The sequence below is a fragment of the Micromonospora orduensis genome (genome assembly GCF_006228125.1).
Taxonomy (GTDB): Bacteria; Actinomycetota; Actinomycetes; order Mycobacteriales; family Micromonosporaceae; genus Micromonospora; species Micromonospora orduensis.
On sequence record NZ_VDFY01000211.1, the window covers coordinates 1 to 12,016 of the forward strand.

The 12,016-nt window shown below is 72.5% G+C and carries 11 protein-coding genes; 5 read left to right on the top strand and 6 right to left on the bottom strand.

What is annotated here, in order from left to right:
- Positions 1 to 638, bottom strand: a 638-nt coding sequence (locus FHG89_RS24360) for a hypothetical protein (RefSeq protein WP_208761086.1), incomplete at its 3' end; no start/stop codon positions are given.
- Between the two features lie 143 nt (positions 639 to 781).
- On the opposite strand from FHG89_RS24360, the gene FHG89_RS24365 reads away from it, so the two are divergent.
- Positions 782 to 1,807: a hypothetical protein gene (locus tag FHG89_RS24365; protein WP_244295777.1), complete on the top strand. Its 1,026-nt coding sequence runs from the start codon at positions 782 to 784 to the stop codon at positions 1,805 to 1,807.
- Positions 1,808 to 1,870: 63 nt separating this feature from the next.
- Here FHG89_RS24365 and FHG89_RS24370 read toward each other — a convergent pair whose 3' ends face one another.
- Positions 1,871 to 2,554: a Tat pathway signal sequence domain protein gene (locus FHG89_RS24370; RefSeq protein ID WP_139586742.1), complete on the bottom strand. Its 684-nt coding sequence runs from the start codon at positions 2,552 to 2,554 to the stop codon at positions 1,871 to 1,873.
- A 380-nt stretch (positions 2,555 to 2,934) separates the two neighbouring features.
- On the opposite strand from FHG89_RS24370, the gene FHG89_RS24375 reads away from it, so the two are divergent.
- From FHG89_RS24375 to FHG89_RS24385, 3 genes are all read left to right on the top strand, one after another.
- Positions 2,935 to 3,699: a TetR/AcrR family transcriptional regulator gene (locus FHG89_RS24375; RefSeq protein ID WP_139586743.1), complete on the top strand. Its 765-nt coding sequence runs from the start codon at positions 2,935 to 2,937 to the stop codon at positions 3,697 to 3,699.
- Between the two features lie 183 nt (positions 3,700 to 3,882).
- On the top strand, positions 3,883 to 4,512 hold the full coding sequence (locus FHG89_RS24380) for a DUF6230 family protein (RefSeq protein WP_139586744.1): 630 nt from the start codon (positions 3,883 to 3,885) through the stop codon (positions 4,510 to 4,512).
- A 1-nt stretch (position 4,513) separates the two neighbouring features.
- Positions 4,514 to 5,023 (top strand): DUF6114 domain-containing protein, encoded by a 510-nt coding sequence (locus FHG89_RS24385; protein ID WP_244295780.1) that lies wholly within the window; start codon positions 4,514 to 4,516, stop codon positions 5,021 to 5,023.
- A gap of 1 nt (position 5,024) precedes the next feature.
- Here the strand turns inward: FHG89_RS24385 and murD are convergent, their stop codons facing one another.
- Positions 5,025 to 6,371 carry a UDP-N-acetylmuramoyl-L-alanine--D-glutamate ligase gene (gene murD / locus FHG89_RS24390; RefSeq protein ID WP_139586745.1) on the bottom strand — a complete coding sequence of 449 codons (1,347 nt, stop codon included), beginning with the start codon at positions 6,369 to 6,371 and terminating at the stop codon, positions 5,025 to 5,027.
- 82 nt (positions 6,372 to 6,453) lie between these two features.
- On the opposite strand from murD, the gene FHG89_RS24395 reads away from it, so the two are divergent.
- The gene (locus FHG89_RS24395; RefSeq protein ID WP_139586746.1) at positions 6,454 to 7,806 is read left to right on the top strand and encodes a MurL-like N-terminal domain-containing; all 1,353 of its coding nucleotides are present in this window, start codon (positions 6,454 to 6,456) and stop codon (positions 7,804 to 7,806) included.
- 38 nt (positions 7,807 to 7,844) lie between these two features.
- On the opposite strand, the gene FHG89_RS24400 is transcribed toward FHG89_RS24395, so the two are convergent.
- The 3 genes from FHG89_RS24400 to FHG89_RS24410 form a co-directional block, all read right to left on the bottom strand.
- Positions 7,845 to 9,641: a PucR family transcriptional regulator gene (locus tag FHG89_RS24400; RefSeq protein WP_139586747.1), complete on the bottom strand. Its 1,797-nt coding sequence runs from the start codon at positions 9,639 to 9,641 to the stop codon at positions 7,845 to 7,847.
- Positions 9,642 to 9,690: 49 nt separating this feature from the next.
- Complete coding sequence (gene argG, locus FHG89_RS24405) at positions 9,691 to 11,142, bottom strand: argininosuccinate synthase (RefSeq protein ID WP_139586748.1); 1,452 nt, start codon at positions 11,140 to 11,142, stop codon at positions 9,691 to 9,693.
- Between the two features lie 28 nt (positions 11,143 to 11,170).
- Positions 11,171 to 12,016: TrmH family RNA methyltransferase (locus tag FHG89_RS24410; RefSeq protein WP_244295782.1), on the bottom strand; the 846-nt coding region annotated here is incomplete at its 5' end.

Genomic DNA, 12,016 nt, shown 5'->3' on the forward strand with positions numbered 1-12,016 from the left:
AGCTCGGTCAGCTCGTCGGTCAGCCCGGCGTGCAGGAAGACCCGGGTGATCCGTACGCCCCGGGCCAGCGCCTCGACGTTGGCCGCCCAGTAGTGCCGGCCGATGTCGCCGCGCCACCAGCTCAGCTCACCACTGGCCCGCGGCATCACGTTGGTCACCGCGTCCAGCCGCCGGACGCAGTCCCGGGTGGCGCCGAGCAGGTCCTGGTAGTCGTGGCCCGGCCGGATGATCCGCCCGGCGCGCAGATGTTCGGTCTCCGCCCGGAACCGCTCGAAGCGGCGCCGGGCCTCCTCGGCCACCCGCGTGCCCGGATGCCGCTCGACCGCCTCGCGGGTACCCGTGACCACCTCGGGCACCGCGTGCACCAGCCAGGACGGCCCCTCCAGCAGCGTCCGCAGGTGGAAGCGGCGCTCCGCGCGGGCCAGCGAGTCGACCAGCAGCGAGATGGTGGTGCCCATCAGGCCGGCGAGCAGCGACTCCACCCCGGTCGCCGCGTTTGTCAGATCCAACGTGATGGAGAGCGAGATCGACAACAGGATGCCCACCAGCGCGACCGGGTCGGTGTGCGCCAGCAGCCGGACGAACCCGCCCGCCGGCCCGACCCGGTCGGCGCGGGGTCGGTGAAGCAGATGGGCCATCGACGTACCTCCCGGGCGTCGGCTGCCGCCAGGGTAGGCCGCCCTGCCAACCGCAACCGACCGCGCCGAGCAGGACGATCGCGTCCAGCGGAACCCGGCCCACGCCAGCCCGGGCCGTGCGCTCCGATCGGTACGATCCGGCGGTGCCCGAACTACCCGCCCCGCCAGCGTCCGGGCCGGTGCGCACCGAGCCGGTGCCCGTCGGGCCGGACGTGCCGCTGCCCGCCGGAACCCCGGGCGCGCCGGCGATGGTCGACGGGATCGCCGGCTGGGTCGGCGCCGCCCCGCTGCGCCGGCTGGTCGCCCGCTTCGGCGGCACATGGCCGGCCTGCGACCTTGCCGACACGCTCCGGTTCCTCGACGACTTCTCCGGCGCCCACTGGGACTTCCGGGGCGGCCGCGAGAGGCCCGACGCCCGGGAGCCGGACCTCGACCCGGACACCGCCGAGCTGGTACGCGTCACCGCCGCCGCGCTCGGGCTCGTCCGGCCCGTGCCGCCGGCCCGGCCCGCGTACGCCCACCTGGTGGTGCTGGGCGGTCTGGCGCACGCCTGCCTGCGCCGCGTCGCGCACGCCGTGCACCTGCTGCGCGGCGGGCTGCGGGTGACCGGCGAGGTGGCGGTGCTGGGCAGCTTCCGGCCACTCTCCGAGCTGGAACACCGGACGTTGGCCGAGGCAGGGGTGCTCGACTGCGCGACGGAGGTGGACGCCCTGGACGCCGCGGTCCGGTTGGCGTTGGGGGTGAGCGCCCCGGCCCTGCAGGACGGGGTCGACGCGGGTCACCCGCACCACTCCTGGTCGTCGCGCACCTATCTGCCGGCCGGTCTGCCGCCGGTGCGGGTGCTGGCGGCGCCGTCGAGCGAGCCGCATCGGCGGCGCGCGCACACCGCGGACACGCAGCGGTTCTGGGCCGGGCACGTCCAGCTCGCCCCCGACGACGCGGTGCTGTTGGTGACCGCGCCGATCTACGTGCCGTTCCAGCACTGCGACGCGCTGCGCACCCTGGCCCTGCCGTACGGCTGCGGGATCGACACCGTCGGGGTGGACCCCGCCCTGCCCGACCTGGCCCGGCTGCCGGAGCCGACGCTCAGTCCCGGCCGCTACCTTCAGGAGATCCGCTCGGCCGTCCGGTCGATGCGCGCCCTGCACGCGGCGCTGGTCGCCGGCTGACCCGCGCAGGGTCGAGGGCCGGCGCACGGCGGATCGCCGCGCACCGGCCCCGGTGGGACGTGGTCAGTTCACGTAGACGGCGGCGTTGCCCTTGGTGCTGTCGCGCACCGGCGAGTACGTCGCCGAGAAGTACGCGGTGCCGAAGCAGAGGGACGGGCCGGAGAACTTGGTGAACGGCTGGTTGGTGAAGGTGATCGAGTTGGTGGCGTTGGCCGCCGTGCCGGTGAGGCTGTTGGTGCTGGTCCGGTAGACGCAGGTGATCGCGCCGAGCAGCGAGTTCAGCACGACTGTGCTCTGGACCGGCGCCGCCGTGGTGCCGGAGATCGTGACCACGCCGGCGCTGGTGACGGAGGTGGCGTACGGCAGGTTGTTGAGGGCGATGCTCTGCACCCCGGTGGTGCCGAACACATTTGTGGTGCAGGTGCCGAAGCTCTGGGCGGTGAGGCTCTCGGTGGCGGTGCCCGGGGCGGTCGGGTTGGTGAGCACCTTGGCGCTGAAGCTGGACGCGGCGCACTTGATGCCGGTGGTGCCCGAGGTGGAGTTGTAGAAGGTGGCGTTGGTGCCGGTCTTGAGGCTGGCCTGGATGACGTCGTTGGCGGCGACGGCGGTGCCGCCGGCCGTGGGGTAGGTCAGGACGTTGCTGGCGAGCGCGGCCGACGGGTCGGCGGAGGCTGGCGTGGCGGCTACGAGACCGGTCAGCAGCGCGAGGGCGACGAGGCCCCCGCCGATTTTTCGGTACCTGAGCATGGTGCTTCCTTCCGGTGGTGGGACGGGAACGAGCGGACCGCACAGGCGGGCACGCCGGGCGGCGATTGTGGCCGTCCGACGTGGACGGCGGTGGTGGTGGAGGCGCCGGGCGACCATCGGTCGGGCGCGGGTGACGGAGGTGCCGCGGATCAGCGGGCGGGTCGGCGTGGTGCACTGCGGCGTAGCCGCGTCACCTGCGCCTTTCCGGCATTGGGAGAGCCTTCGTGTTCGGCGATAATGACAGCCATCGAGCCCTCCTTCGACGAGTCAGGGTGACCATCCGGTGAGATCACCAAAGGTAACGGGGAGCGAACTGAGCGTGAGGAAAGTTATAAACCCCGGAGGGTCGCAAAGTCAACGCATCAAAGGAGGTCAATGAGTTGACCACGCAGAGCCACCCGCAGCCGGCGCCGGCGCCCCTACCGGGCGCACGCCCGGGCCGCGACCCGGACCGCGCGATCAAGCGCGGCCCGCGACGGGTCTCCGCAGAGGCCGTGGCCGCCACCCAGCGTGACCGCCTCTTCGACGGGCTCGTGCACGAGGTGGCGACGAAGGGCTACGACAACGCCCGGGTCAGCGACATCTGCCACGCCGCCGGCGTGACCCGACCGGCCTTCTACGCCCTGTTCACCGGCAAGGAGGACGCCTTTCTCGCCGCGTACCGGCACGGGATCGCCGTGGTGTCACAGCTGATGGAGAGCGCCTACCGCGAGGCCGGCCCGGCCTGGCCGGACGCGGCACGCGCCGCGCTGCGCACCCTGCTGGAGGTGCTGGCGAGCGTGCCCGCGTTCGCCCGGATGGCGCTCGTCGAGGTGGACGCGGCCGGCCCCGACGCCCGCCGCGAGCGCGACGCGCTGCTCAACAGCTTCCGCCGGTTCTTCGCCGACGCCGGCCCGGGGCCGACGCTCGCGGACGCGGACCGCGACGATCTGGTGTCCACAGTGGTCGGTGGTATCTACGCCACCGTCCGCGGCCGTGTGGCTCGGGGTCGGGCCTCGGAGTTGCCGCAGCTGCTGCCGGTGCTCACCTACGCGGCCATGGCGCCGTTCCTGGGCACCGAGGGTGCGATTCAGGCGACCCGTCCGATACGGCCGGACGACGGCCCGAGCAAGACGGCGCCATGCGCACCGACCCACCACTCCTGATCACACGGTCGGAAACCGCAGCGGTTTTTCACTTTGGCCGCATTTAACAAATACCGCCCAAATGACCGCCACGCGCCGTTGACCTGCCCTTTACTCGGCGGTAACTTCGGCTCTGCACCCACAAAGCGCAGGTTAGGGATGCAATTCCCATTGTCGCCGATGAATTGATCTCAAGGGAGCGCCATGTCGGAGGAAACCACACCAATCGCACCCGGCCCGCCGCGCAGTGGCGTGCGCTGGCGCCGGTTCGCCGCCACGTTCGGCATCGTCGTGGCGGGCGCCGCCGGCATGATCATGCTCACCGCCCAGGGCGTGCTGGGCGCGCAGTTCGCCATCTCGGGCATGCCGTTCACCGTCACGGCCGACAGGCTCACCGGCACCGGGTTCGAACAGTTCGCCACCCTCGACCAGATGATCCCGGACAGCCCCAACCAGGGCGACACCGGCGGACAGGTCCTGGTGATGGTCTCGGCGATCGACAAGGCGGAGCTGACCAACCTCTGCCAGAGCATCAACCTCGGCGGCATCTTCCTGAAGATCACCGCCGGCGGTGGCGACCGACCGGTCACCGCCCGGACCCTGGTGGTCGACGGTGACGAGGTCGCCGGCGACGCCGCCTTCCGCAACATCGACGTCGGGCAGGACGCCAGCACCCTGGACCAGGTGCCCGGCGTGACGGGCAACCCCGGCGTCTTCTCGCAGCAGGCCGACTCGGTCGTCATCGAAAACCTGCGGCAGAACAACTACGCCACCACGGCGGCCGTCTTCAACCTGCCCAACCTGCGCATGGCGTTCACCTCCGACGGGTGCTGACGTGAGCGCCGAACGACACCAGGCAGCGCCGGCCGTCCGCGGACCACGCGGGCGGTGGCGCCGCTGGCGGCGTGCCCGCCCATTCACCGCCGCCGTGCTGATCGCCCTCGGGGGCGTGGAGATGCTGGCGACCCTGCGCGCGCCGCTCGGGGTGCTGCTGCACATCGGACCGCAGGGGCTCGCCGCGTACCTGGTACCCACCATCCTCGTGATCTGCGGGGTGCTGCTGATCACCACCCCGCAGCAGCGGGTCTTCTACGCCGTGGTCTCGCTGGTGCTCGGGCTGGTCTCCTGGTTGACCTCGAACCTGGGCGGCTTCGTGGTCGGGATGCTGCTGGCCCTGACCGGCGGGGCACTCGCCTTCGCCTGGACCCCGGACAAGGACCACCGCCCCACCGGCGCCGCGACGAAACCCGCGGCACCCGCGTCGCCCGACGACGAAGACGAGGCCGACACCGTGCTGCTGCCCGGGATGCAGTCACCGGACCCCAGAACGGTCGACCGGGGCTGAGTCAGCGGGCAGTCTCGGCGACCGCCTGCGCGAACACCTCGGAGCGGTGCTCGAAGTTGCGGAACCGCCCGTAGCTCGGGGCCGCCGGGGAGAGCAGCACGACGCCGCCCGCCGGGGTCAGCTTGCGCGCCAGCCCAACCGCGGCCACCAGATCCTCGGCGAGCTCGGTACGCACCATCGGCAGCCCGGCCAGCGCCTCGATGATCCGGGGGCCGCTGTCCGGGATGCCGATGACCGTGATCTCCCTCTCCGCCAGGTGCTCGGCCAGCGGCGTGTAGTCCAGGCCCCGGTCGTTGCCCCCGACGATCACCGTCAACGGCCGCCCGTCGTACGCGTCGATGGCGTGCATGGCCGCGTACGGGCTGGTGGCCAGGGTGTCGTCGACGAACGTCAACCCGGACGGGTCGGTGATCTCGGTGAGCCGGTGGGCCAACCCCTGGAACTCGGCGACGGCGACGGCGAGGTGGTCCTTGGCGGCCACCACGTCGATGCCGAGCGCGTCGAGCACGGCGAGGGCGACGCACAGGTTGCCCTCGTTGTGCCGGCCCACCAGCGGCAGCACGGCGCGCGGGAACAGCGGCTGGTCGCCGAAATGGAACCAGGGCGTGCCGTCGCCGCCGGTGGCGACGTGGGTGGTGTCGGGGCGGCCGGCCCGCACCGCCGGCAGCTCCCCCAGCTCGGCGGCGAGCCGTGGGTCCGCGCCGTTCACCACGACCGTCTGCGGGTCGTGGGCGAGCAGGTTGAGCTTGTCCCGGTAGTACTCGCGTTCCCCGCCGTGCGCGTCCAGGTGCTCGGGGAACAACGCGGTGACCACCGCCACCCGGGGCGAGTCGGTGAGGTCGCTGCACTGGTAGCTGGACAGCTCCAGCACGTACAGCTCGGACTCGGGCAGGTCGAGGGTGGGCACGCCGATGTTGCCGCCGAAGACGTTCGGCCGGCCCGTCGCGGTGAGCAGGTGGCTGATCAGGCTGGAGGTGGTGCTCTTGCCCTTGCTGCCGGTGACCCCGACGGTGCGCGCGGCGTGGTCGGCCATCCAGAGCGCCGTGCCCTGGGTGACCGGCACGCCGCGCCGGCGCAGCTCGACCAGCCACGGGTGGGTCTGCGGCACACCAGGCGAGCGGACCACCACGTCGGCGGCGGCGAGCCGTTCGAAACCCGCCTCGCCGGTGACCAGCGGCGCCGCCTCGGCCAGCGGGCCGTCCCAGGGCAGCGACAGGAAGTTGGCGCTGTCGTCGACGGCGACCAGGTCGGCGGGGCCGTGCGCGGCGATCGCGGTCACAGCGGCCCGGCCCTCCCGGCCGGTCCCCCAGACGGCGACGGTACGTCCGCGCAGGTCAGACAGGCGCACGGGACTCTCCTCGGGGATCACGGCGGCGGTTGGGCGGGCCCGGTCCGGACACGGCCGGACGAACCAGGGCCTAGTATGGCGTGTGCCCAACGAGCAGCTCCGGCGGATGGACGCCTTCACCTTCCCGTCCTACTCGATCGACTTCGCCACCGGCGAGGTGTTGTTCGACTACGCGCTGACCGGCCCGGCCGGCGAGCAGCGGTTCACCGAGGTGATCACCCTTCCGCTGCCGGCGCAGCCGCCGTCGGACGAGACGGTGGCCACCCTCAACCGGGTGCTTGAGGTGCTGCACCTGGTCGCCGGGGTCAGCTACTACAAGGCCGCCGCGCCGCCCCGGCTGGTGCTGCCGGCGCCGCTGGGCTCGGCCACCGTCGACTACGTGACGGCCGTCTACACCAAGGGCCTCGCCGAGTACGCGTACCGCAACCAGCTGCCGCACGTGCTCCAGCTGCGCCCGGAGGTGCCGGCCGGCTCGCCGGGGCCACCACGGGTGTACGACGATTCGGACCGCCGCCCCCTCTCGGCGGTCGGCGGCGGCAAGGACTCGATCGTCAGCCTGGAGGCGCTGCGCCGCGCCGACCTGGACCCGGTGCCGTTCTCGGTCAACCCGAACCACGTGATCGTCTCGGTCAACGAGGCGTCCGGGCTGACCCCGCTCGCGGCCCGGCGGCGGATCGACCCGGTGCTGTTCGACCTGAACGCGTCGGGCGCGCTGAACGGGCACATCCCGGTCACCGCCATCAACTCCCTGATCGCGGTGGCCACCGCCGTCCTGCACGGACTGGGCCCGGTGGTGATGTCCAACGAGCGCTCGGCGTCCGACCCGAACCTCGTCTGGGACGGCCACGAGATCAACCACCAGTGGTCCAAGGGTGTCGAGGCCGAGGGGCTGCTGCGGGCGTCGCTGGCCGAGCACGCCGGCCTGACCGAACCGTACTTCTCGCTGCTGCGCTCGCTGTCCGAGCTGCACATCGCCCGACTCTTCGCGGAGTTCACCCGGTACGACGACGTGGTGACCAGCTGCAACCGGGCGTTCAAGCTGCGGGACGCGTCGGAGCGCTGGTGCCGGGACTGCCCGAAGTGCCGGTTCGTCTTCCTCGCCATGGCGCCGTTCATGGCGCGGGAGCGGGTGGTGGGCATCTTCGGCGGTGACCTGCTGGCCGACCCGGAGCAGATCCCCGGCTACCGGGAGCTGCTCGGCGTGGACGGGCACAAGCCGTTCGAGTGCGTCGGCGAGGTCGAGGAGTCGGTGGTGGCCCTCGGCCTGCTGGCCGAACAGGACCAGTGGCGCGACGCCCCGGTGATCCGGGCCCTGGTCGACGCCGTACCGGCAACGGCCTGGTCCGCGGTGGCCGATTCGGACGTCTTCACCCCCGGAGGCCCGAACCACATCCCCCCCACCTACGCCAAAGCCCTAACCGCCCTAACCGCCTGAACCCCGAACCAACCCGCCCGCGGAGGCCGGGACGGTGGTCAGGGGGTGCGGACTGCTTCCAGGGCCAGGAGGGCTACGTGTAGGGAGAGGCTGGTTTCTACCGAATCCAGGTCTGCGTCGAGGATTCGGGCGATGCGGGCCAGGCGTTCGTAGAAGGCCGGGCGGGACAGGTGGGCCGCAGCCGCGCCGGCGGACTTGTTGCGGCCCTGCTCCAGGTAGGCGCGCAGGGTGCCGAGCAGCTGCTCCCGGGGGTGCCGGGCGTCGTACTCCAGCAGCGCCCCGAGTTCGCGCTCGACGAAGGTCTGCAACCGGGGCTCGTCGCGCAGCAGGTGCAGCAGCCCGGCCAGGCCGACGTGGGGCAGCCGGAAGATCGGCAGGTCACGCCGGTCCCGGCGGGCGGCCTCGGCGATCTGCCGCGCCTCGACCAGCGACCGGCGGGCCTCCCGCAGACTGCTCACGCCGGATCCGGCGGCCACGATCACCCCGCCCGGGCCACCACTTCTGGACGGGTCGACACCGGCGACCGCCCGAGCGGGCTCGGCACCGAGCGCCGAGCGCGGCACATCGGCGCCGGCCGCCGACCGGAACGCGTCGCCGGCGGCGGGCGCGCGGCCGGTGCCGGCGTCGAGGCGTACCCGACGAAGTGCGCTGGCGAACGCGGACAGCGCGCGGTCCTCGGCGGCCGGGTCCGGCAGGGCCAGCAGGGCGCCCACCGAGTTGTCGTCGACGGCGCTGGTGAGCGCGGTCAGCTTCGCCTCCCGCAGGGCCTGGCCGACCGCCTCGGACAGGTCGCGCAGTCGGGCCTGACCGGCCTCGGGGCCGGCCTCCCCGGCGGGGTCGTCCGCGCGATGGCGGACCATCACGCCGACGAGGTGCCGCCGGTCGAGCACCACGCCGAGCGCCTTGGCCCGAAGCGCCACCTCGTCCACCGGCCGGGAGTGGTCGAGCAGCGCGGTGAGCAGGGTGCGGTGGATCTGTCGTTCGAGGCCCTCGGCGTCGCGGCGGATCAGCCGGCCCAGCGCGAGGGTGGACGCGGCCCGCTCGATCAGGATGCTGAGCCGGGTGGGCGGGCCGGCGGCCGGCTCGCCGGCCTGGCCGCTGGGCACGTCGCCGTTGGCCGGCCAGCGCAGCAGCAGCCGACCCCAGTCCTGGCCCCGGGCGCCGACGGCGGTCACCAGCCAGCCGCTGTCCGGGTCGTACGCGGTGCGCCCGGCCGGCCGGATCCGCCGCGAGTGCTGCTCCCAGCCGTCCAGCAGCAGCTCGGCGCTCTCGCCCGCGTGGTCGTACCCGAGGACCTGCCGGGACAGGTTCTCCAGCACCACAGGGCAGCCGGACAGCTCGGCGGCCTGCCGGATGACCTCGGCGGCGTCGGCGCCCTCGACGGAGAGGTCGTTGAACCGCTGGTGGATCTCCTCGGTGGCGCGCAGTTCGGTGAGCTGCGCGTCGACGATCAGCGCGTGCACCGCCTCGGTGATCCGGACGAACGGGGTGGCCCGGCGCAGCTCCACCAGGGGCAGGCCGCGCCGCTCGGCGGAGGCGGCCATCACTCGGGGGACTCCGCTGACGTAGCGGCGGCCCAGTTCGACGACGAGCCCGGAGACTCCGACGTCGGCGAGGTCGCCGATGAACGCGCGCAGTCCCGCGTCGTCGCCCGGCAGCCCGATGCCGGTGGTGAGGACCAGCTCTCCGCCGCCGAGCAGGGTGGCGATGTCCGGCACCTCGGCGACGTGCACCCAGCGGACGGGTCGGTCCAGCCCCGCGTCTCCGGCGACGACGCGCGGGGCGCCGTGGCGGACCGGGTCCAGGGCGAGGACCTCACGGACGGTAGGGAACACGGCCGCAACGCTACCGTCCGTGACGCGCGATCTCGACCTGGCGGGGTGCTCAGTCCACGCCGAACTCCATGGCGGCCCGGTCGAGCGCCTCGTCGTCGGCGGAGGCGACGCCACGCGAGGCGATCGCTTCCGCCCCGCCCTCGGGCATCGCGCCGATCAGCCCCGTCGAGGCGGCCTGCGCGGCACCGATCATCCGCTGCGGGGCCGCGCCGCCGACCATGCCGAGCGAGGCGTACTGCTCCAGCTTCGCCCGCGAGTCGGCGATGTCCAGGTTGCGCATGGTGAGCTGGCCGATCCGGTCCGACGGACCGAACGCCGAGTCCTCGGTACGCTCCATCGACAGCTTGTCCGGGTGGTAGCTGAACGACGGGCCGGTGGTGTCCAGGATCGAGTAGTCCTCGCCCCGGCGCAGCCGCAACGTCACCTCGCCGGTGACCGCCGTGCCGACCCACCGCTGCAACGACTCACGCAGCATCAGCGCCTGCGGGTCCAGCCAGCGGCCCTCGTACATGAGGCGACCGAGGCGGCGACCCTCGTTGTGGTAGTTCGCCAGGGTGTCCTCGTTGTGGATGGCGTTGACGAGCCGTTCGTACGCGGCGTGCAGCAGCGCCATGCCGGGCGCCTCGTAGATCCCCCGGCTCTTGGCCTCGATGATCCGGTTCTCGATCTGGTCGGACATGCCCAGGCCGTGCCGGCCGCCGATGGCGTTGGCCTCCAGCACCAGGTCGACGGGGCTGCCGAACTCCTTGCCGTTGATCGTCACCGGGCGGCCCTGGTCGAAGCCGATCGTGACGTCCTCGGTGGGGATCTCCACCGACAGGTCCCAGAAACGGACGCCCATGATCGGGTTGACCGTCTCGATGCCGGTGTCGAGGTGCTCCAGGGTCTTCGCCTCGTGCGTGGCGCCCCAGATGTTGGCGTCGGTGGAGTACGCCTTCTCGGTGCTGTCCCGGTACGGCAGGTCGCGGTCGAGCAGCCACTCGGACATCTCCTTGCGCCCACCGAGCTCGGTGACGAAGGCGGTGTCGAGCCACGGCTTGTAGATGCGCAGCTGCGGGTTGGCCAGCAGGCCGTACCGGTAGAACCGCTCGATGTCGTTGCCCTTGAAGGTCGACCCGTCGCCCCAGATCTGGACGTCGTCGGAGATCATCGCCCGGACCAGCAGGGTCCCGGTGACGGCCCGGCCCAGCGGAGTGGTGTTGAAGTACGCCCGCCCGCCCGAACGGATGTGGAAGGCGCCGCAGGTCAACGCCGCCAGGCCCTCCTCGACCAGGGCGGCGCGGCAGTCGACCAGTCGGGCGACCTCGGCGCCGTAGCTGAGCGCACGACCGGGCACCGAGGCGATGTCGGGCTCGTCGTACTGGCCGATGTCGGCCGTGTAGGCGCAGGGGACCGCGCCCTTGTCGCGCATCCACGCGACCGCGACCGAGGTGTCGAGGCCGCCGGAGAAGGCGATGCCGACACGTTCGCCGATGGGCAGGGAGGTGAGAACCTTGGACACGGGGAAGATTATTCAACAAGACGCATGGTCATGCAAGCTGATCGTCGCGACCCAGTTCCCAGAACGCCACGGCAGCGGCGGCGGCGACGTTCAACGAGTCCACTCCGCGCCGCATCGGAATGACCACCCGCACGTCGCTGGCGGACTGGGCCGCCGCCGTGAGACCAGGCCCCTCGGCCCCGAGCAGCAGCGCCGCCCGCTCACGCTGCTCCGCGGTCACCCGCTGGATCGGCACGGCGTCCGGCGCCGGGGTCATGGCGAGCACGGTGAAACCCGCCTGTCGTACCTGGTCCAGACCGGCCGGCCAGGGTTCGAGCTTGGCGTACGGCATCGCGAAGACCTCACCCATGCTCACCCGCACGCTGCGGCGGTACAGCGGATCGGCACAGGACGGCGACAGCAGCACCCCGTCGATGCCGAGCGCGGCGGCCCCCCGGAAGATCGCCCCGAGGTTTGTGTGGTTGTTGACGTCCTCAAGGATCAGGACCCGGCGCGCGGCGTCGAGCACCTCGGCCGCCGTCGGCAGCGGCCGGCGGTGGAACGACGCCAGCACCCCCCGGTGTACGTGGAAACCGGTGGCCCGTTGCAGCACATCAGGTGTCGCGGCGTAGACCGGCGCGTCGCCGGTGTCCAGGTCGGCGAGCTGGTCGACGCGCTTGGCGTCGACCAGGTACGACCGGGCGGGGTAGCCCGCGCGCAGCGCCCGGCGCAGCACCAGCTCCCCCTCGGCGATGAACAGGCCGTGCGGTGGTTCCCAGCGGGTGCGCAGCTCGACGTCGGTCAGCGCGCGGTAGTCGGCGATCCGGTCGTCGTCGGGGTCGGTGATCTCGTGGACGGACACTCGACGATTCTGCCGGACGACGAGCCCGCCCTC